The sequence below is a fragment of the Arthrobacter sp. NPDC056727 genome, from assembly GCF_042790555.1.
Lineage (GTDB): Bacteria > Actinomycetota > Actinomycetes > Actinomycetales > Micrococcaceae > Arthrobacter.
The window spans coordinates 1-17,599 of record NZ_JBHTZA010000019.1 but is presented as its reverse complement, the minus strand read 5'-3'; the positions used below and the strand labels follow the sequence as shown (position 1 = coordinate 17,599).

The window sequence follows — 17,599 nt, the reverse complement described above, 5'->3', positions numbered from 1 at the left end:
ACCCGGATTTCCCCCGCCTCGTGTACATCAACCCGGTGTACTTTTTACACCCGGTTATTTTTTTTTTCGCAAAAACACAGCCCGCGGGCTCACAACAAGTGCCGCCGTCGGCCTTCTGTCTTAGTTAGAGCGTCGGATAATCAGGAGAGCAGCGGACTGCTAGTAGCGGCCGTTCGGGACGTAGATCTTTGCAACCGGGCTCTTGTCAAAGTCGGACCACTTCGCCCAATTGCCGTACCGATCCTTCTTTTCCACCCGGATCTTGACGGTGTGGAAGACCTTCTCGAACTTGTCGTGCCGGTCCCTGTCGTAGACCTTCACCACGTTGACAACGGACTCGTGCCTATGTACCCACACGTTGCCCTTGTCCTTGTCGATCTGGTCGACCTTCCAGTTGCCGTCCTTCTGGAACATCTTTTGTTCGAAGTGGACCTTGGCATCCTTGTCGCAGCGGATCTTGAACTCAAATTCGACCTTGACGTACTTGCGTTCGCCTTTCTTGTAGCCGCCGTTGTCCCTGTCGTGGACCTTGGGCTTCAGCGCCTTGACGATACAGTCGGCACTCTTCGAGTCTGCCGCGGCCGGAGTGGCCATGGCGATGGGGCCGGCAAGCAGGCCCAACGAAACAGTGGAAACCAACGCGACCCTGGCCGAGCGGCGGGCCGGTGTTGGCGGTGTAATGCTCATTGTTTCTCCCGCGAGGTGTGTTCGGGCATCACTGGCCGATCACGAGACGCGTGGAGACCTATCAACCACTTCTGTCCGCTTTATGATCGTCCACCCGGACCGGCCGGGTGGGCTTGAAGCCGGACCCGCTTTCAAGGCAATTGCCGGGGTTCGGTGTTCAAATTTTACCCCCAGAACTGGGTGTCAACCCTTATTTACCGGAACTGTCAACCACTGGCAGTTGTTTCACGGGTGTGGGCAAAGCGCCGGGAGGACGGCCGACGCCGGGCGGTCCCGTCGTCGGCCGTCCTCCCGTTTGCGGCGGGCTACTTGCCCTGGCCTACTTGCGCAGGAAGGCGAGCAGGGCCTCGTTGACCTCTGCCCCGTGGGTCCAGAGCAGGCCGTGCGGGGCGCCGTCGATCTCCACGTAGTCAGCCTCCGGCAGGGCCTTGCTGAACTCCCGGCCCGTGGCGTCAATCGGCAGGATGTTGTCCGCGGTGCCGTGCACGATCAGTGCCGGGACATCGATCTTCGGGATGTCGGCGCGGAAGTCGGTGATCCAGGTGGGCTGGGCGGCCACGGAAGCAAAGGCGCCGGAGCTGGCAGCGAGGTTCCAGCTGGCCCGGACGGACTCCTCGCTGAGCCGCGCCGTGCCCAGGAAGGTGTCGCTGTTGTAGAAGTTCTTGAAGAACTCCGTGAAGAAGGCGTAACGGTCGGCCTTGACGGCCTCGGCAAGGCCGTCGAACACGGACTGCGGGACGCCCGTCGGGTTGTCGTCCGTCTGCAAAAGATAAGGTTCCAGGGAGCCGAGGAACGCGGCCTTGGCCACGCGGGCTGATCCGAACGTGGAGAGGTACCGGGCCACCTCGCCGGTTCCCATCGAGAAGCCCACCAGCACCGCGTCGTCGAGGTCCAGGGTGGTCAGGACGGTGTTGAGGTCACCCGCGAAGGTGTCGTAGTCGTAACCGGTGGTGGGCTTGCTGGACTTGCCGAAGCCGCGGCGGTCGTACGTGATGACGCGGTAGCCGGCGTCCAGCAGGGCGGCGGTCTGCTTCTCCCAGGAAGATCCGTCCAAGGGATAGCCGTGGATGAGGACAACAGCCTGTCCGGTTCCGTGGTCTTCGTAGTAGAGCTCGATGTCGGTGCTGTTTTCCTGTCCAACGGTGATGAAAGCCATGTCAGCATTCCCTTCGGTCTCGTGAGAACGGACGTCCTCAAGCGGTGTTACCAACCTATCGGGATCGCAGGCCCGTGCGCGCTGCCCGTCACGGTGCGAAGCCTGCAGGAATGGCAGCGGCGGCGGGGATGTTGTGCAGGGCATGAAACGAATTGGCTTCCTCTCCTTCGGCCACTGGGGCCCGGTGCAGGGTTCCCGCACCCGCACGGCCCGTGATGCGCTGCTGCAGGGGATAGAACTGGCCGTGGCCGCGGAGGAGCTGGGGATCGACGGCGCGTTCTTCCGCGTGCACCACTTCGCGCGCCAGCAGGCCGCGCCGTTCCCGCTGCTGGCGGCCGCCGCAGCGCGCACCAGCCGGATTGAACTCGGCACCGGGGTCATCGACATGCGCTACGAGAATCCGCTGTACATGGCCGAGGAAGCAGCGGCCACGGACCTCATCAGCGGCGGCCGGCTCCAGCTCGGCATCAGCCGCGGTTCACCCGAGCCCGCACGCAACGGCGCCGGGGCCTTCGGCTATGTGCCGCGGGAGGGCGAGACGGATGCCGACATGGCGCGCCGGCACGCCGGGGAGTTCCGGCGGGCCATTGCCGGCGCCGGCGTGGCGGAGGCCGACCCGCGTTACGCCGGCGGAGGCACCGGGATGCTGCCCGTCCAGCCCCGGTCCGAGGGGCTGCCCGCGAGGATCTGGTGGGGTGCCGGAACCCGGAAGACGGCGGTCTGGGCGGCCGAGCAGGGAATGAACCTCATGAGCTCAACCCTGCTGACCGAGGATACCGGGGTGCCGTTCCACGAACTCCAGGCGGAGCAGATCGCCATGTTCCGTGAGGCATGGGCGGCGGCAGGGCACGGCCGTGAGCCCCGGGTTTCCGTCAGCCGCAGCGTCCTGCCGCTGGCCGATGACGAGGACCGGCAGTACTTCGGACTGAGCGCACTCCGCGAGGGCCGGGACCAGGTGGGCGCCCTCGACGGCACCCTGGCCCGCTTCGGCAAGAGCTACATCGGCGAGCCGGACGCCATCGCCGGGGAACTCGCTGCCGACGCTGCCGTGCAGGCCGCGGACACGCTCCTGCTGACCGTCCCCAACCAGCTCGGCGTCGAGTACAACGCCAAGCTGCTGGGGACCATCGCCCGCCATGTGGCCCCCGCCCTGGGATGGTCGCCGCAGGATGTGCGGGAGCGGGCGTAACCTACTGGCATTGAGCGGCTCCCTCCGAAGGCGGCGGTTTCCATGGACACGAACCACGTTCCTGCAGGCCGGAATTCCGACGGCGGCCCGGATCGCGACGGCGGCCCGGGCGCCCGGCGGCTGGCTGCTGTCCTGATGGTGTCCGGCGTGGTGGTGTCCTTCGCCGCCGGGGCATTGCATCCTGAAGGGGCGAATGCGAACGACCACTCGGCGGCGTTCGCTGAATACGCCCGCAGCGACCTGTGGATCGGTGTGCACCTCGGGCAGTTCGTGGGCATGGCAGCCCTCATCGCAGGCCTGCTGGTACTGGGTTCCGTGGCCGGTGCCGAGCCAGGACGCCCTGCCTGGGCGGCGCGGCTTGGAAGCTGGGCAGCCGCCGCCGCGCTGGCACTCTACGGCGCACTCCAGGCGGTGGACGGCGTGGCCCTGAAGCATTCCGTGGATGCCTGGGCTGCCGCCGAGGGGGCCGAGAAATCCGTTCGGTTTGCCGCCGCGGAGGACATGCGCTGGCTGGAGTGGGGGATGCGCAGCTACCAAAGCTTCGCGCTGGGTGCGGCCCTCATCCTCCTTGGCGTTGCGGTGGCGGGCAGCCGCCGGTTTCCGCAGCCGGTGGGCTACCTCATGGGACTGTCCGGGGCCGCGTACCTGGCCCAGGGTTGGATCATTGGAGCCGAGGGCTTCGCCGGCAGTAACGCGGTGCCCACGCTCGCCGGCATCGTGCTCATCCTGGTCTGGACTGTCTGGCTGCTGGCAAGCTCGCTGCGGCGGTCCTAGTCCGTCCAGCCAGCTTGTCCCTGTGCCTAGACTGGGACGTGACCGGCATTTCCCAGTGAAAGGCAGTGGCATGACCGACAGTAAGCGCAACGCGGACCAGCCCAGCGACCTGCGGGGGCCCGGCGACCCGGACGCCGTCGACCAGGAGCAGCCCCGGCCCGAGGCCGGCACGGCGCACAATATCCGCGAGGAACAGATGACGCAGCCCGGCGGCACAGTGCCCGCCAGCTACGTGGGCAGCGGCGCGCCGGAGAGCGAACACAAACCGGAAGAGGCTGCCGAGGAATCCGGCATGTGGGACGCCGGGGACAGGTAGCTGCAGCCCAAGCACTACCTCCAGGGGATAACCCTGCTGGCGCGGGACCGCGTGGCTTCGATCAGGAGGGCATTGGCCGCGTCCGGCCCGTTGGCCCAGGCCTCGGCCGCCGCCCGGTCCATGCCGTAAAACATGTGCCGTTCAACCAGGCGCGCAAGCCGCAGGTCGTGCGGTGTGTCCAGGAACCACACCTCGTCCAGTTGCGCCCGCACCCGCTGCCAGCGGGGATCGTCGTTGAGCAGGTAGTTGCCCTCGGTGATGATGACGGGGACGGCAGCCGGAATGGCAAGCGACGCGGCCACCGGCTCATCGATCGTTCGCCGGAAGTCCGGGGCGTACACCACATCCTCGTCCCGCCGCGCAAGCCGCTGCAGAAGCGAAAAGTAGCCGCCGACGTCGAACGTGTCCGGTGCGCCCTTGCGCTGCCGCAGCGGGGTGCCGTCAATGATGGCGTTGCCGAGGTGGAAACCGTCCATGGGCACCACGAGGGCGGAATCGGGGCCGAGGGCGTCGGCGAGGCAGGCCGAGAACGTGGACTTGCCGGACCCGGGGGAGCCGGCCAACCCGAGCAGAACCCGTCGGCCCGAGGCCAGCCGGCTGCGAAGGTGGGCGACGGCCTGCTGAATTTCCACGGATTCGAAGGCCAGGAGGGTGGGGGGCTCAACGTTCGGAAGGGTCATGCACAGCATCCTAGGCGAGGGCCGGGGCGCCGGAGCGTGCTGCGATGCCCGCGGGGTGGGTCGAGTGGGCTCGCCCGGGCGGGTTCAGTCCAGCGGAATGGTGATCGTGATGGCCGTACCGGTGCCCGGAGCCGAGGTGATGTCCACGGTCCCGCCTGCCTCCTCGACCGCCTGTGAAATGGTCCTAAGCCCGTGGCCGTTGACTCCTTCCGCCGCCGGCCGCACCGATTCGAAGCCGGTGCCGTTGTCGGCGACCATGAGGCGGATACCGTGGAAGACTGAGGCGAGCCGGACCGTGACATCTGTCGCATGCGCATGCTTGAACGTGTTGCTCAGGGCTTCCTGCGCGGACTGGTAGAGCAGGGCGGCGCAGTCGGACGAGATCTCCACCCCATGGTGGGGCGTCTCCCACCGGACGTAGGTACCCTGGCGGCGCAAGGGGACTGTGAGCCTGTCGATGCAGCCGGCGAGCCCCAGCCGGTGAAAGTCCACCGGCTGACGGTCGGTGATGACGCCGCCGACTTCGATGACTTCCTCAAGAGTTGCTGACTGGTTCATGACGCCCCCGGCTCCTTGCGGTCCTTTTGCATGCTTTTCCCCGGAAGGATCGCTCCTCCAAGGGCTGATGCATTAAGGGTGGCGCGCCCGCATCAGGCTTGCCGCAGGTTTGTCCCCGGATCCCCTCAAGTTTCCGCGAGGCGTTCAGCAGTAACGAGCTCTCCGCAGCTAAGGGACTGGCTACGGAGCGAGCAACCAGGGCTGCAGTGCCCGCTGCGGATACGTGGCGGCGTCGGCGGCGTCGAGCACCTCAAGGGCAGTCATGTGAGCGGCCGCCGCTACTTCACGGATTGGTTTGCCGTGGGTTACGGCCGCCGCGACTGCGTGCTGCAGGGATTCTGCGGCGGGGTCGTGCTCCACTGCTGCGGATTCCAGCGTCGCCACGGCCTCTTCCACCGCGCGGATGTCTTCTTCCATCGGTATCCTCCTGTTTCTGCTCCATTGCAGTGACGCTGACGCTTCAGGGGCTGCAACTGCACCCTAAAACGAAGTGTCATGTTCCTAAAACAATAAGACAGACAGGTCTGTCTCTACCAGTGCCAAGGTACACTGAATTTCTGATGAGTGCTCCTGATGCAACCGGGGACGCCTTGCTGCCTGAAGAGGTGCGGACCGGCCATAGTGAACCAGTGGACCGGATCCTTGCTACTGCCTACGAGCTTTTTTCCCACCGGGGCGTCCGCGACGTCGGAATTAATGAGCTGATTGAACGGTCCGGAGTGGCCAAGTCCACGTTCTACCGCCACTTCCCGTCCAAGGACGCGCTGGTACTGGCATTCCTCGCACTCCGCGACCAGGTGTGGACCGTGGACCTGATTGTCTCCGAGGCGAGGCGCAGGGGATCCACTCCCGAGGGGCGCCTGCTGGCCATCTTCGACGTCTTCGGTGACTGGTTCCAGCGCGACGATTTTGAGGCATGCACCTTCATCAACGTTTTGTTGGAGATGGGCCCCGAACATCCGCTTGGCGAGGCGAGCATCGGCTACCTTGCCAGGATCCGCGGGCACATCCAGGCGCTGGCCGTGGAGGCGGGGCTGGAACGCCCTGACGAATTCGCCCGCTCCTGGCACATCCTGATGAAGGGTTCCATCATTTCCGCGACCGAAGGCGACTTCCTCGCTTCCAAGCGCGCGCAGCAGATGGCCGGCTGGCTGATCGAGCACCACCGCAGCTGACAGCCCTGGTGCCTGGCCGCCGTCGGCCTTTCCAGTAATTGTCCTTTCATTCGTCGGACTTTTAGTTGTGCCGCAGCAGGTTCCGCAGCGGAGCCGGCACCCATTTCGACTTCGATCCGTTGCTGGAGTTCCTGCCGCTTTCGGATGAGCGGCCGCCCCCGGTCCCGGCCGCGAAATAGTCTCCGCCGGCCGGGAGGTAGCCGTCCGTCGGCACGTTGCCGGCGTCCGTTGCCGGCGGGAGGCAGGCGTTCTCGCTCAAGTGGCACAGCAGCGCCTGCTCGGGGGATCCCGGATGTGAGGCCAGGTGCTGCAGCAGCCGGTGCCGGGCCTCTGACCGGACATCCGTGGTGGCCAGGATGTCAAGGATGAGTTCGATGACCTGGGCGCGCATCACGGTCCTGTCGATTGACCTCAGCGAGTCGCTGCAGAAGACCTCCAGCGCATCCGCTTCATCCTGGGTGCATTGCCCCGGACCGGCCGCGCTCTTCAGCCAATCGGGCTCAGCAGGCGTGGGGACATCAGCGTCCATCGGGACCTCCGTGAAGTTTCGCGTTTTCCACCGGGAAAACGGCTCTGGCTGAAGGCATGCTTCCTTGCATAATGCCAATGTGCGGCAGGTCTCCTGTAAAAAGCTCGGCGCGCAGACCCCTCGAAGGGACGCTCAGGAGGGAAAATGGGGGACCCGTGCGGGCGAATAGGCCTTCTTCAACCGGAGCTTCTCCGAAACATCCCGGCTTTTCATAGGGAAACTCTCAGGATTCGTGGGGTCCGGGCTGCCTTGGCGCGGAAGGTTCCGCCACTTGTGGGTGCCCTGAGCGCTGCCTTAACAAGTGTTCCGCAGGAGCGTAGCTTTGTTGGTGTTGGGACCCGTTCCGGTCCTCCGCATCCTGCATTGGGGCCGGAAGCTGACAGGAGGTAACAGCGATGACCAACATTTTCAGGCGGGCCGGCGTGGATATCCCCGAACCCTTCCGCCGTTTCCTGGAGGGGGACCTGGACGCCTGGCTCCGGGTGGAGGAGTACCGCGAGGCGGACGCCCTGGTGGTGAAGGCCGAAGCGCCCGGTATCGATCCAGACAACGACGTCGACATCACCCTGGCGGGCAGCCAGCTGCAGATAACCGTGCGCCGTGAGGAAAAATCCGAGCACAAGGACAAGGAGGGGTACCGTTCTGAGTTCCGTTACGGCGCCTTTTCACGCACAGTGAGCCTTCCCGCGGCAGTGAACCAGGACGACATCCAAGCGTCGTACACCGACGGCGTTCTCGAGGTGCGCGTTCCGCTGCCCGAGGAGTCCGCTGCCGGAGGCCGGAAAGTCCGGGTCTCCCGCGGTGCGGGAACTGCTGGCGCCGGAAGTGCCGGTGCCGGAACGGGTACTGCGGGAACTGCCGGTGCCGGGGCGGAGGGACAGGCACGGACCATGGGGCAGGATCCCGAAGACCAGAGTTTCGGTGGCCCCTAGCTTTCGGTGGCCCGTGACTGGCGCCAGCGCAGCAGCTCAGCCCTCGTAGTGGGTCTTCGCCGGGCCCTGGCCAAGGGAGTCGACGATAGATGTCGCAACGCTGTGCAGTTTGATGTTGCGGGTACTCGATGCTGCCTTGAGCAGCTCGAAGGCTTCCACCTGGCTGCACCTGTTCTGCGCCATGATCACGCCGACGGCGACGTCGATCACCGTCCGGGTTTCCAGCGTGGCCTTGAGGTTGGCCGCCGCGTCGCTGTAATGGGCGAAGCGCACGGCCAGCCGCAGGGCCATTGAGGTCTGGCTGACGAAGTCCTGGGCAAGCTCCAAAACCCGGCCTTCAAAACGGCCCGGCCGGTGGGAATAGAGGTTCAGCGCAGCCCGCGTCTCGCCCTCGAGGACGAACGGAACGGCAAGGATGGAACGGACGCCTTGCCCCAGGACCTTCTCGGCGTAGCTGCCCCAGCGGTCGTGGTTTTTGAGGTCCGTGATGTGGATGGTGACCTGATCGCGGGACGCCGTCATGCAGGGCCCGTCGCCGAAATCGTACTGAATCTCGTCCATGGCCTGGGCCTCGGGGCTGCTGCTGGCCACGGTTGCTGCCTTGCGGTGCCGCAGCAGGGTCACGCCGCAAAGAACCTCGTCCCCGGGCTCGGAGAGGCTGCGTGCAGAGATCCGGGCAAGTTCGTGGAGGAATTCGCCCACGTCGGAGCTGTTGAGCACAAGCTCGTTCAGGTGCTCCGTGATTGAGGTTTCAGGTTTTGCGGTCGACTCGCTGGCCACGATCTTTCGGTACCGTTTCGCTAGGGTCAAGACGAACCGGCGCGCGCGGTGCAGGTACCCCGTGGCCGGGGCGCAAAGCAGCAAGCAAGGTGCCGGATCGAACAACAATCCAACGGCCTTCTGCTAAACCGTACCGAGAAAATATACACCAGTTCGTGCACGCAGTATGACCGCCGTTGCGGCCGCTGGCCCTAGGCTGAGGGAAGGTTACGGGCCGCGGAAGCAGCCCGGACCAATGGAGCACGGCCGCCCGGGCCAGGGCCGGCCAACCAACGGGAGGAAGGCAGCAATGAGAATTGCCGTAACGGGAGGCAGCGGAAAGCTCGGAAAGAACGTGGTCCGCAGGCTGGCGGCGGACGGGCATTCGGTCCTCAACCTGGACCGGACCGGCAGCCGAGGCCCGCACTATGCCGCCGTGGATCTGCGCAACTACGGGGAGGTCGTGGACGTCATCCTCGGCCTGGACGACCGGCACCGGGGATTCGACGCGATCGTCCACCTGGGCGCCATCCCGGCTCCCGGCCTGGTGCCGGACGCCGCCACGTTCGAAAACAACATGCTGTCCACGTACAACGTGTTCCAGGCGGCCCGCAGGGCCGGCATCAAGAAAATTGTGTACGCCTCCAGTGAGACGGTGCTGGGACTGCCGTTCGACGTCGACCCTCCCTACATCCCGGTGGACGAGGAATATCCGGCGCGCCCGGAGAGCACGTATTCTCTGGTCAAGCATCTGGAGGAGCAGATGGCCATCCAGATGACGCGCTGGGACCCGGAGCTGAGCATCACGGGCCTCCGGTTCTCCAACGTCATGGATCCGGAGGATTACGAGGAGTTCCCGTCCTTTGATGCGGATGCCGCCCTGCGCAAGTGGAACCTCTGGGGCTATATCGATGCCCGGGACGGCGCGCAGGCGGTGGCCCGCGCCCTCGACTACCGCACGCCGGGGTTTGAGGCGTTCATCATCGCCAACGAGGACTCTGTCATGAGCCGCTCCAGTGCCAGCCTGGCGGCGGAGGTGTTCCCCGGGGTGAAGGTGACGAAGGAACTGGGCGAGCACGAGACCCTGCTGTCCATCGACAAGGCCAGGCGGCTCCTCGGTTACGCGCCCGAGCACAGCTGGCGGACCTACCACTCCAACCGGACCACGCCCACCGAGGATTGAACACCCGCCGCTGGCTGAGCGCGAACGTACAGTTGTGGCCCCTGGGAAGCGCTTCCCGGGGGCCACAACTGTACGCTCGCGCCTTGCCGGGGCGTTAAGTGTCCGTTCGCGCTGTGTCCGTTCGCGCCGGGGACGCGGTGCCCTGTTGGTGCAGCGACCAGATGTCGCCCATCTCCTCGGTGGACTGCTCGACGATCCTGCTCATTGCCGCGTGGGCAGCCTCGGCTTCGCCGCGCTGGATGGCGCTGGCTACGTCGACGTGCAGCTGCAGGGCTTCGTGGTGCGGCAGATGCGGCATCAGCCCGTGTTCGGTGCGGCCCGTAAGGACTTCCCTGACCAGGTTGTGCAGCTGGGAGAACATCGCGTTGCCGGACGCCTTGAGCACAGCGGCGTGAAATTCTATGTCCAGCCTGAGGAACTGTTCCTGGTCACCGCCCTGGCCGGCGGCCCACAGCCGCGCCGCCTGTGACACCAGGTCGCTCCCTGCCTCCAGCGAGATCCGGCCCGCGGCGAGCCTGGCTGCCTGCGGCTCTACGGCTCCGCGCAGCTCGTTCAGTGCCCGGAGCTGATCCAGCCGTGCGGAGGATGCCAGCCGCCACCGGATGACCTGCGGATCGTAGAGGTTCCAATGGTCCTCGGCCTGGACCACCGTTCCCAGGCGCCGGCGCGATTCGAGCATGCCCATGGAACTGAGCACCTTGGTGGCTTCCCGGACCACCGACCGCGAAACCTTGTGCTCGACTTCCAGCTCATCGATCCGGAGGACCGAGTGCGGTGCCAGCGTCCCATCCGCGATTGCGAGGCCCAGCCGTTCCAGGAAGGACGGGGGTGTGGGCCTCGTGTTCTCCGCCGTTGGAGTTTTCATAAATAAATCATACGGCTTGATAGCTAGGTCTTGTTTAAGTCTGTCTTATTTGTAAGGATCGCTGGCGGAGCGAATGCAAGGATGCGTTTGCGGGCGGCCGGACGATCTCCGGCCCTGAGTCAAGGAGTCGTAATGAAGCGACGTTCAGTAATGAAGTACGCGGCCGTCGCCGCTGCCCTCTCCATGGGGCTGACCGCCTGCGGCGGAGGCGGAAGCAGCGAGTCGAAGGGATCGGACACCGTCCGGGTCACCCTCGCCAACCATGTCTGGACCGAGGGCATCAAGGCTGCGATCCCGGAATTCGAAAAGTCCACCGGCCTGAAGGTGGAACTCACCCAGCTTGGCGAAGACCAACTGTCCGACCAGTACAACGTCAAGCTCAACGCCGGCAGCGACGAAATCGACGTCATGATGTACCGGCCGCTCCAGGAGGGGAAGGCGTTCGCGAAGAACGGCTACCTGGCGGACCTGACCAGCAAGGTTGCCGAAGACGCGGACTGGAACTGGAAGGACTACCAGGACGGCCCCGTGAAGGCCTCCACCTTCGAAGACAAGGTCATGGGCGTTCCGATCATCACCGAGCGCGAGGTGCTCTACTACCGCAAGGACCTGCTGAAGGCAGCCGGACTTGAGGTCCCCAAGACCATGGAGGAGCTCGAGGCTGCAGCCAAGAAGATCGCCTCCGCGGACACCGCCGGTTTCGTTGCCCGCACCGGCAAGTCCGCCGCGGTCACCCAGTTCTCCAGCTTCCTGTACAGCTTCGGCGGCGACTTCACCGACGACGGCGGCAAGTCCGCCGTCGGCACCGAGGAAGCCAAAAAGGCCTACGCCTTCTACGGCGGCCTCATCAAGAACTACGGCCCCAAGAACGTCAGCACCGACATGAGCTGGCCGGAAGCCATGGCCATCTTCACCCAGGGCAAGGCCGCTTTCTACACCGAGGCGGATTCCCTCTACAAGAACGCCACCGATCCCGCCAAGTCCAAGGTGGCCGACACGGTGGGCTTTGCACCGCTTCCGGCCGGACCGGCAGGTTCCAAGCCGTACAACATCCCGTCCTGGGGCCTGGCGATCAACAAGGCCTCCGGCAACCAGGACAACGCCTGGAAGTTCATCAAGTGGGCCACCAGCAAGGAGCGCACCCTCGAAGCGCAGAAGGCAGGCGTTCCCGGCCCGCGTGCCTCCGTCTGGTCCGACCCGGCCGGCACCTCCACCTACCCGAAGGACCTGGCTTCCGCCATCGCAGTCAGCGCTGAAAACGGCGTGGGCCACGACCGCCCGCAGGTCATCACCGTCGGCAAGGCCCGCGAAATTGTCGGCGAACCGATCGTCGCCTCCATCACGGGCGCTGACGCCTCGTCCGCTGCCGACCAGGCCAACACCGCCTTCCAGAAGTTCCTGGACGACGAAAACAAGTAAGTAAAGCGCGACGGCGGGACAACCGCCCGGCTGTTGTCCCGCCGTCGCACTCGAAAGCCTTCACCCCCAACTTCTTAGGTGAACCATGTCTGTACTGACCCCTGCCCGGACTTCCGGACAATCGGCGAGCAGCCGGGATAATTTTTCCGCCTGGGCGAACCGCCACCGGAAATGGCTGTTTGCGGCCCCTGCCATGATCTTCGTCGGCATCCTCATCGTCTTTCCGCTGGCCTGGACCTTCTACCTGAGCCTGACCGATTCCCAGGGCTCGGTCCGCGCGGCCTCCGATTTCGTGGGGCTCGAAAACTACCTCACCGTCCTGACAGACACCGAACGGTTCTGGCCGGCCGTGGGCCGCACGCTGTCCTTCACGCTGACTGCCCTGGCCTGCGAAATTGTCCTCGGCATGTGCATCGCCCTGCTCCTGTGGCGTCCTTTCCGTGGCGAAAAGTGGGTCCGCGTTGCCATTCTCCTGCCGCTCGTGGCCACCCCCGTGGCGGTTGGCATGATGTGGCGCCTGATCTTCGACCCGAACATCGGCTTCGCCAACCAGCTGCTGGGCCTCGTTGGCATTCCGCCGCAGCCCTGGCTCTCCGGCCAGGACTCTGCCCTGCCCACCACCATCTTCATGGACATCTGGCAGTGGACCCCCATGGTGGTCCTCATCCTCCTGGCCGGGCTGACTTCACTGTCCGACGAACCGGACGAGGCCGCACGCATGGACGGCGCCAACGCCTTCCAGCGCTTCTTCTTCGTCACCCTGCCCCTCATGATGCCCACCGTCATCGTGGCCATCCTGCTGCGCGGCATCGACGCGCTCAAGACGTTCGACATCCTCTACGCCACCAAGGGCAAGGGCGGCGGCTCGTTCCACGAGGTGGAGACGCTGAACGTCTACGCCTACGGCCTCAGCTTCGACTACAACCAGTACGGGCTCTCCTCCGCCGTGTTGATCCTGTTCTTCATGATCATCATCGGCTCCATGTGGCTGCTGACCATGCGCAAGAAAGCGGTAAGCAAATGACCGTACTGCACGAAAACACAGAATCCCAGACACGGGCCACCCAGCGGCGCGGAACGATCCGCCGCAGGAAGCCGCTGCGCAGCAGCGGGTACAAGGTGTTCCGGGTGGTCGCACTGGTGGCGGTGGTCCTGTTCCTCATCGCGCCGCTGTTCTGGATGCTGCTGGCCTCCTTCAAGACCAACGTGGACATCTACGACGCCGGGAAGTCCTTCCTGTTCACGCCGACCGGCGAGAACTACGCCAACGTCCTGCAGCGGAACAACTACTTCGTCTTCATCTTCAACAGCTTCTGGGTGGCCTTCGTTTCCACTGCGCTGTCACTGGTCCTGGGCGTTCCGGCCGCCTACGCCATGAGCCGGTTCACTATGCACCGCTCCGCGCTGGTGGTGCTCATGGCCCGCGTGATCCCCGGCGTCTCGCTGCTGGTGCCGTGGTACTACGTCTTCTCCAACCTGAAGATGGTGGGTGGTTTCGAGGTGCTGATCCTCAGCCACATGTTCGTGGCCCTGCCGCTGATCGTCTACATCATGATGAGCTACTTCGACTCGCTGCCGCTGGAACTGGAGGAGTCGGCGCAGGTGGACGGGCTCACCCCCATCGGAGCCTTCCGCCACATCACGCTGCCGCTTTCCGTTGCCGGCATGGCGACCGCCGGCATCCTCGCATTCATCTTCTCCTGGAACAACTTCATGTTCGCGCTGGTCCTGTCCGGCTCCAAGACGAAGACGCTGCCCGTTGCCATCTTCGACTTCGTCTCCTACGCCAGCATCGACTGGGGCGGGCTGATGGCCGCCGCCACCGTGGTGACCATCCCGATCATGATCATCGCGCTGTTCACGCAGAAGTACATCGTCTCCGGTCTGACCGCCGGCGCCACGAAGGGCTAGGGGCTCGGAAATGACACGAATCAGCAGGATCGAAACGTTCCTCGTACCGCCCCGCTGGCTGTTCGTCCGCGTCGAGACGGACAGCGGGATCGTCGGCTGGGGCGAGGCCAGCTGCGAGGGCCGCAGCGAAACCGTCCGCACCGCCGTCGAGCAGCTCTCCGAACTGCTCATCGGCCAGGACGCCCTCCGCATCGAAGACCATTGGCAGGTCATGACCAAGGGCTCGTTCTACCGGGGCGGCCCCATCCTGGCCAGCGCGGTGTCCGGCCTCGACCAGGCCTTGTGGGACATCGCCGGCAAGCACTTCAACGCTCCGGTGCACCAGCTGCTGGGCGGCCCGGTCCGTGACCGGATCCGGATGTACGGCTGGGTGGGCGGCGACGAACCCAACGAGGTGGCCGACCAGATCAGCGCCCAGCTCGAGGTGGGACTCACCGCCGTCAAGATGAACGCCAGCGGCAGGATGAGCCCGGTGGCCTCTGTCGCGGAGCTCGACGGCGTGGTCCGCCGCGTCGCCGCCGCCCGCGAAGTCCTCGGGGACCACCGCGACGTCGCCGTGGATTTCCATGGCCGCTTCAGCCTGGCCAACGCCCGGCGCGTCGCGCCGCTGCTGGAACCGTACCGGCCGTTCTTCCTCGAGGAACCCGTGGTTCCCGAGAACAGCCATCTGCTGCGGGAATTCACGTCCTCCACCACGACGCCGGTGTCCACCGGCGAGCGGCTCTACAGCAGGCAGGAGTTCCTGCCCGTGCTGCAGGCAGGGATCGCCGTGGCGCAACCGGACCTCTCCCATGCCGGCGGCATCACGGAAACCCGCAAGATCGCCTCGCTGGCCGAGATCTACGAGGTGCAGCTTGCCCCGCACTGCCCGCTGGGACCGCTCGCGCTGGCCGCATGCCTGCAAGTGGGATTCGCGACCCCCAACTTCCTCATCCAGGAACAAAGCATCGGCATCCACTACAACCAGGGCGCCGAAGTCTTGGACTACGTGGTGGACAAGACGCCGCTGAAGTTTGTGGACGGGCACATCGAGCGGCTGACCGGGCCGGGCCTTGGCATCGAGATCGACGAAGCCGTTGTCCGTGCCGCGGACAAGCAGGGCCACGCCTGGCGCGGGCCGGTCTGGCGGCACCCCGACGGCTCCTTCGCGGAATGGTGACGGGCAGAATGGAGAACACAGGAACCGTGAATCCGGAACTGCTGCTCGACGGCGTCAGGGACAGCCGGCTGGTGGCCATCGTGCGCGGCTCGGACGGGCGGGCTGCCGCGAAAGCAGCGCTCGCGGCCATGGAGGAGGGGTTCCGTTACGTCGAAATCGCCCTCACCACCCCCGGCGCACTGCAGGCCATCACCGAGGTCCGGGCGGCCGCCCCGGCCGGCTGCTTCGTCGGGGCGGGAACCGTCCTGACCGCGCGGGACGTGGACCATGTCCTGGCGGCAGGCGGGCAGTTCACCGTCACCCCGGCGCTGGCCGAATCGGTGGACGAGTCCGCCCGGCAGGGCATACCCGTTCTGGCCGGGGCCATGACGCCGAGCGAGGCGTACGCGGCGATGGTGCGCGGGGCCACCGCCGTCAAGCTTTTCCCGGCCTCCATCGGCGGACCGCCTTACCTCAAGGCGCTGCGCGACCCGTTTCCGGACATCCCCTTCATCGCAGTGGGCGGTGTTGGCCTCGAACAGGCCGCAGCGTACTGGGAAGCTGGAGCCATCGCGGTGGGCCTCGGCGGACCGCTCTTCGGCGACGCCGGCTCCGGCGGGGACCTGGCCCCGGTCCGGTCGCGGGCACGCAGCTTTGTGGATCTGGCCGCAGACTTCGGCCGGCGGACGGCTGAGGCGGGCGCACGGTGAGTCCCGCCGTCGACCTCGTGACCGTCGGTGAGTCCATGGTCTCGCTGCGCACCGGCGGACCCATCTCCGCGGGCGGGTGCCTGTCGATGCACGTGGCCGGGGCCGAGTCGAACGTTGCCGTGGGTACGGCCCGGCTGGGGCAGCGGGTGCGCTGGGCCGGCGTCGTCGGCAGTGACCCGCACGGTGAGTTCATCCTGCGCCAGCTGCGCGGGGAGGGCATCGACGTACGGCACCGGGAAGACGCCGCCCGCAGCACAGGCGTGATGTTCCTGGAACAGCGCACCGCCGACGTCACCCGCGCCTACTACTACCGATCCGCCTCGGCAGGATCCACGCTCAGCTGCGAGGACGTCGACGTGGCGCTTCAAGGCGGGGCCCGGGTGCTGCACCTGACCGGCATCACGGCCGCCCTCAGCCCGAAGGCCCGGGAAGCCGTTGAATACGCGGCGCACCGCGCCAAAAGCGAGGGGACCCTGGTCTCTCTGGACGTCAATTACCGCAGCAAGCTGTGGTCCCGCGAGGAGGCCAGGGCGGCGCTTGCCCCGCTCGTGCCCTATGCCAGCATCCTCATCGCGTCCGACGACGAACTCGGACTCGTGGCGCCGGACCCGGACTTTGCCGTATCGGCGCGGAACTCCTCTGAGGAGGTCCTCGCGGCGAAGCAGCTCCTTGATGCCGGGGTGCGGGAAGTGGTGGTCAAACGCGGTGCTGCCGGCGCAGGCGTACACACCGCCGACGGACGCCACGAGGCGCCCGCCGTGCCGGTGACGAGCATCGACACCGTCGGTGCCGGGGATGCCTTCACGGCCGGATACCTTTCGGCGCTGCTCGACGGCGAGGACGTGGCCGGACGCCTCCGGCGCGGCGCGCTTGCCGGCGCGTTCGCCGTCAGCACCGCGGGGGACTGGGAAGGGCTGCCGCGGACCGGCGAACTCGCTCTGCTGGGCAACCATGTGGCCGGCAGCACCCAGCGCTAAGGCGTTCGTATCCGAGCGGGCCACCCGGCCCCGAACCCAGAACTTGCCCCTCCGAAAGGACCTGTTGTGAAAATTATTGCTGCTGAGGTGTTCGTGACGAGCCCGTCGCGTAACTTCGTGACGTTGCGGATCACCACGGAGGATGGTGTGACCGGCATCGGTGACGCGACGTTGAACGGGCGCGAGCTCGCGGTGGCTGCGTATTTGAAGGAACACGTGGCGCAGCTGCTGATCGGGAAGGATCCGCACCGGATCGAGGACACGTGGCAGTTCCTGTACCGGTCCTCGTACTGGCGGCGGGGTCCGGTGACGATGGCGGCGATCGCCGCGGTGGACATGGCGTTGTGGGACATCAAGGGCAAGCTGGCCGGGATGCCGGTCTACCAGTTGCTGGGAGGGGCGTCCCGCAACGGTCTGCGCGCCTACGGGCACGCGTCCGGTGCGGACATCCCGTCCCTGTTTGATTCGGTCCGCGAGCACCTGGAACTGGGCTACAAGTCCGTCCGGATCCAGACCGCGGTTCCCGGGATCAAGGCCGTCTATGGGGTGGCCGCGCAGGCCCAGGCGTCGGGGGAGCGGTATGACTATGAGCCGGCGGGGCGGGGTGCGTTCCCGGTGGAGGAGGACTGGGACACCCGGGC

20 protein-coding genes and 1 pseudogene are annotated in these 17,599 nt (G+C 66.0%); 13 read left to right on the top strand and 8 right to left on the bottom strand.

The features are described from left to right. Positions 1-159 precede the first annotated feature (159 nt). Both ACFRAH_RS17645 and ACFRAH_RS17640 read right to left on the bottom strand, forming a co-directional pair. Entirely contained in the window at positions 160-687 is a 528-nt protein-coding gene (locus ACFRAH_RS17645) for a hypothetical protein (protein WP_377992200.1), read from the bottom strand. Positions 688-1,006: 319 nt separating this feature from the next. After that, on the bottom strand, positions 1,007-1,843 hold the full coding sequence (locus ACFRAH_RS17640) for an alpha/beta fold hydrolase (RefSeq protein ID WP_377992199.1): 837 nt from the start codon (positions 1,841-1,843) through the stop codon (positions 1,007-1,009). Positions 1,844-1,985: 142 nt separating this feature from the next. On the opposite strand from ACFRAH_RS17640, the gene ACFRAH_RS17635 reads away from it, so the two are divergent. The 3 genes from ACFRAH_RS17635 (at position 1,986) to ACFRAH_RS17625 (ending at position 4,122) form a co-directional block, all read left to right on the top strand. Next, positions 1,986-3,032 carry an LLM class flavin-dependent oxidoreductase gene (locus ACFRAH_RS17635; protein ID WP_377992198.1) on the top strand — a complete coding sequence of 349 codons (1,047 nt, stop codon included), beginning with the start codon at positions 1,986-1,988 and terminating at the stop codon, positions 3,030-3,032. A gap of 42 nt (positions 3,033-3,074) precedes the next feature. Further along, positions 3,075-3,806: a DUF4386 family protein gene (locus ACFRAH_RS17630; protein WP_377992197.1), complete on the top strand. Its 732-nt coding sequence runs from the start codon at positions 3,075-3,077 to the stop codon at positions 3,804-3,806. Between the two features lie 70 nt (positions 3,807-3,876). Then, positions 3,877-4,122, top strand: coding sequence for a hypothetical protein (locus tag ACFRAH_RS17625; RefSeq protein WP_377992196.1), 246 nt, complete (start codon positions 3,877-3,879; stop codon positions 4,120-4,122). Positions 4,123-4,136: 14 nt separating this feature from the next. On the opposite strand, the gene ACFRAH_RS17620 is transcribed toward ACFRAH_RS17625, so the two are convergent. From ACFRAH_RS17620 to ACFRAH_RS17610, 3 genes are all read right to left on the bottom strand, one after another. Next, entirely contained in the window at positions 4,137-4,802 is a 666-nt protein-coding gene (locus ACFRAH_RS17620; RefSeq protein WP_377992195.1) for a nucleoside/nucleotide kinase family protein, read from the bottom strand. 84 nt (positions 4,803-4,886) lie between these two features. Beyond that, on the bottom strand, positions 4,887-5,360 hold the full coding sequence (locus ACFRAH_RS17615; RefSeq protein ID WP_377992194.1) for a sensor histidine kinase: 474 nt from the start codon (positions 5,358-5,360) through the stop codon (positions 4,887-4,889). Between the two features lie 180 nt (positions 5,361-5,540). Next, on the bottom strand, positions 5,541-5,777 hold the full coding sequence (locus ACFRAH_RS17610; RefSeq protein ID WP_377992193.1) for a hypothetical protein: 237 nt from the start codon (positions 5,775-5,777) through the stop codon (positions 5,541-5,543). A gap of 143 nt (positions 5,778-5,920) precedes the next feature. Here ACFRAH_RS17610 and ACFRAH_RS17605 point away from each other — a divergent pair, with 143 nt between their 5' ends. Next, positions 5,921-6,535, top strand: coding sequence for a TetR/AcrR family transcriptional regulator (locus tag ACFRAH_RS17605; protein WP_377992192.1), 615 nt, complete (start codon positions 5,921-5,923; stop codon positions 6,533-6,535). Between the two features lie 61 nt (positions 6,536-6,596). Here ACFRAH_RS17605 and ACFRAH_RS17600 read toward each other — a convergent pair whose 3' ends face one another. After that, positions 6,597-7,064, bottom strand: a complete 468-nt coding sequence (locus ACFRAH_RS17600) for a hypothetical protein (RefSeq protein ID WP_377992191.1) — start codon at positions 7,062-7,064, stop codon at positions 6,597-6,599. A gap of 395 nt (positions 7,065-7,459) precedes the next feature. On the opposite strand from ACFRAH_RS17600, the gene ACFRAH_RS17595 reads away from it, so the two are divergent. Continuing rightward, positions 7,460-7,996, top strand: coding sequence for an Hsp20/alpha crystallin family protein (locus ACFRAH_RS17595; RefSeq protein ID WP_377992190.1), 537 nt, complete (start codon positions 7,460-7,462; stop codon positions 7,994-7,996). A 36-nt stretch (positions 7,997-8,032) separates the two neighbouring features. Here the strand turns inward: ACFRAH_RS17595 and ACFRAH_RS17590 are convergent, their stop codons facing one another. Next, positions 8,033-8,776: a GAF and ANTAR domain-containing protein gene (locus ACFRAH_RS17590; RefSeq protein ID WP_377992189.1), complete on the bottom strand. Its 744-nt coding sequence runs from the start codon at positions 8,774-8,776 to the stop codon at positions 8,033-8,035. 289 nt (positions 8,777-9,065) lie between these two features. On the opposite strand from ACFRAH_RS17590, the gene ACFRAH_RS17585 reads away from it, so the two are divergent. Then, on the top strand, positions 9,066-9,938 hold the full coding sequence (locus ACFRAH_RS17585) for an NAD-dependent epimerase/dehydratase family protein (RefSeq protein WP_377992188.1): 873 nt from the start codon (positions 9,066-9,068) through the stop codon (positions 9,936-9,938). 94 nt (positions 9,939-10,032) lie between these two features. Here the strand turns inward: ACFRAH_RS17585 and ACFRAH_RS17580 are convergent, their stop codons facing one another. Continuing rightward, the gene (locus ACFRAH_RS17580; protein WP_377992187.1) at positions 10,033-10,803 is read right to left on the bottom strand and encodes a FadR/GntR family transcriptional regulator; all 771 of its coding nucleotides are present in this window, start codon (positions 10,801-10,803) and stop codon (positions 10,033-10,035) included. Between the two features lie 132 nt (positions 10,804-10,935). Between ACFRAH_RS17580 and ACFRAH_RS17575 the strand changes: the two genes are divergently transcribed. The 7 genes and pseudogenes from ACFRAH_RS17575 to ACFRAH_RS17545 all read left to right on the top strand — a co-directional run. Beyond that, positions 10,936-12,222 (top strand): ABC transporter substrate-binding protein, encoded by a 1,287-nt coding sequence (locus ACFRAH_RS17575; RefSeq protein ID WP_377992186.1) that lies wholly within the window; start codon positions 10,936-10,938, stop codon positions 12,220-12,222. Positions 12,223-12,307: 85 nt separating this feature from the next. Further along, the gene (locus ACFRAH_RS17570) at positions 12,308-13,246 is read left to right on the top strand and encodes a carbohydrate ABC transporter permease (protein ID WP_377992185.1); all 939 of its coding nucleotides are present in this window, start codon (positions 12,308-12,310) and stop codon (positions 13,244-13,246) included. Next, positions 13,243-14,133 carry a carbohydrate ABC transporter permease gene (locus ACFRAH_RS17565; protein WP_377992184.1) on the top strand — a complete coding sequence of 297 codons (891 nt, stop codon included), beginning with the start codon at positions 13,243-13,245 and terminating at the stop codon, positions 14,131-14,133. The genes ACFRAH_RS17570 and ACFRAH_RS17565 overlap by 4 nt, the downstream gene beginning before the upstream one ends. Positions 14,134-14,143: 10 nt before the next feature. Next, positions 14,144-15,292, top strand: coding sequence for a galactonate dehydratase (dgoD, locus tag ACFRAH_RS17560; RefSeq protein ID WP_377992183.1), 1,149 nt, complete (start codon positions 14,144-14,146; stop codon positions 15,290-15,292). 8 nt (positions 15,293-15,300) lie between these two features. Beyond that, the gene (locus tag ACFRAH_RS17555; protein WP_377992182.1) at positions 15,301-15,981 is read left to right on the top strand and encodes a bifunctional 4-hydroxy-2-oxoglutarate aldolase/2-dehydro-3-deoxy-phosphogluconate aldolase; all 681 of its coding nucleotides are present in this window, start codon (positions 15,301-15,303) and stop codon (positions 15,979-15,981) included. Further along, the gene (locus ACFRAH_RS17550; RefSeq protein WP_377992181.1) at positions 15,978-16,958 is read left to right on the top strand and encodes a sugar kinase; all 981 of its coding nucleotides are present in this window, start codon (positions 15,978-15,980) and stop codon (positions 16,956-16,958) included. The genes ACFRAH_RS17555 and ACFRAH_RS17550 overlap by 4 nt, the downstream gene beginning before the upstream one ends. A 66-nt stretch (positions 16,959-17,024) precedes the next feature. Continuing rightward, a pseudogene (locus ACFRAH_RS17545) lies at positions 17,025-17,599 on the top strand (bifunctional D-altronate/D-mannonate dehydratase); the annotation flags it as partial.

Excerpts from the sequence above, each read along its gene's own strand:
- ACFRAH_RS17645 (WP_377992200.1), bottom strand. The coding sequence starts at position 687 with ATGAGCATTACACCGCCAACACCGGCCCGCCGCTCGGCCAGGGTCGCG.
- ACFRAH_RS17575 (WP_377992186.1), top strand. The coding sequence starts at position 10,936 with ATGAAGCGACGTTCAGTAATGAAGTACGCGGCCGTCGCCGCTGCCCTC.
- ACFRAH_RS17625 (WP_377992196.1), top strand. The coding sequence starts at position 3,877 with ATGACCGACAGTAAGCGCAACGCGGACCAGCCCAGCGACCTGCGGGGG.
- ACFRAH_RS17555 (WP_377992182.1), top strand. The coding sequence starts at position 15,301 with ATGGAGAACACAGGAACCGTGAATCCGGAACTGCTGCTCGACGGCGTC.
- ACFRAH_RS17615 (WP_377992194.1), bottom strand. The coding sequence starts at position 5,360 with ATGAACCAGTCAGCAACTCTTGAGGAAGTCATCGAAGTCGGCGGCGTC.
- ACFRAH_RS17580 (WP_377992187.1), bottom strand. The coding sequence starts at position 10,803 with ATGAAAACTCCAACGGCGGAGAACACGAGGCCCACACCCCCGTCCTTC.
- ACFRAH_RS17605 (WP_377992192.1), top strand. The coding sequence starts at position 5,921 with ATGAGTGCTCCTGATGCAACCGGGGACGCCTTGCTGCCTGAAGAGGTG.
- ACFRAH_RS17620 (WP_377992195.1), bottom strand. The coding sequence starts at position 4,802 with ATGACCCTTCCGAACGTTGAGCCCCCCACCCTCCTGGCCTTCGAATCC.
- ACFRAH_RS17565 (WP_377992184.1), top strand. The coding sequence starts at position 13,243 with ATGACCGTACTGCACGAAAACACAGAATCCCAGACACGGGCCACCCAG.
- ACFRAH_RS17635 (WP_377992198.1), top strand. The coding sequence starts at position 1,986 with ATGAAACGAATTGGCTTCCTCTCCTTCGGCCACTGGGGCCCGGTGCAG.
- ACFRAH_RS17570 (WP_377992185.1), top strand. The coding sequence starts at position 12,308 with ATGTCTGTACTGACCCCTGCCCGGACTTCCGGACAATCGGCGAGCAGC.
- ACFRAH_RS17640 (WP_377992199.1), bottom strand. The coding sequence starts at position 1,843 with ATGGCTTTCATCACCGTTGGACAGGAAAACAGCACCGACATCGAGCTC.
- dgoD (WP_377992183.1), top strand. The coding sequence starts at position 14,144 with ATGACACGAATCAGCAGGATCGAAACGTTCCTCGTACCGCCCCGCTGG.
- ACFRAH_RS17600 (WP_377992191.1), bottom strand. The coding sequence starts at position 7,064 with ATGGACGCTGATGTCCCCACGCCTGCTGAGCCCGATTGGCTGAAGAGC.
- ACFRAH_RS17630 (WP_377992197.1), top strand. The coding sequence starts at position 3,075 with ATGGACACGAACCACGTTCCTGCAGGCCGGAATTCCGACGGCGGCCCG.
- ACFRAH_RS17610 (WP_377992193.1), bottom strand. The coding sequence starts at position 5,777 with ATGGAAGAAGACATCCGCGCGGTGGAAGAGGCCGTGGCGACGCTGGAA.
- ACFRAH_RS17585 (WP_377992188.1), top strand. The coding sequence starts at position 9,066 with ATGAGAATTGCCGTAACGGGAGGCAGCGGAAAGCTCGGAAAGAACGTG.
- ACFRAH_RS17595 (WP_377992190.1), top strand. The coding sequence starts at position 7,460 with ATGACCAACATTTTCAGGCGGGCCGGCGTGGATATCCCCGAACCCTTC.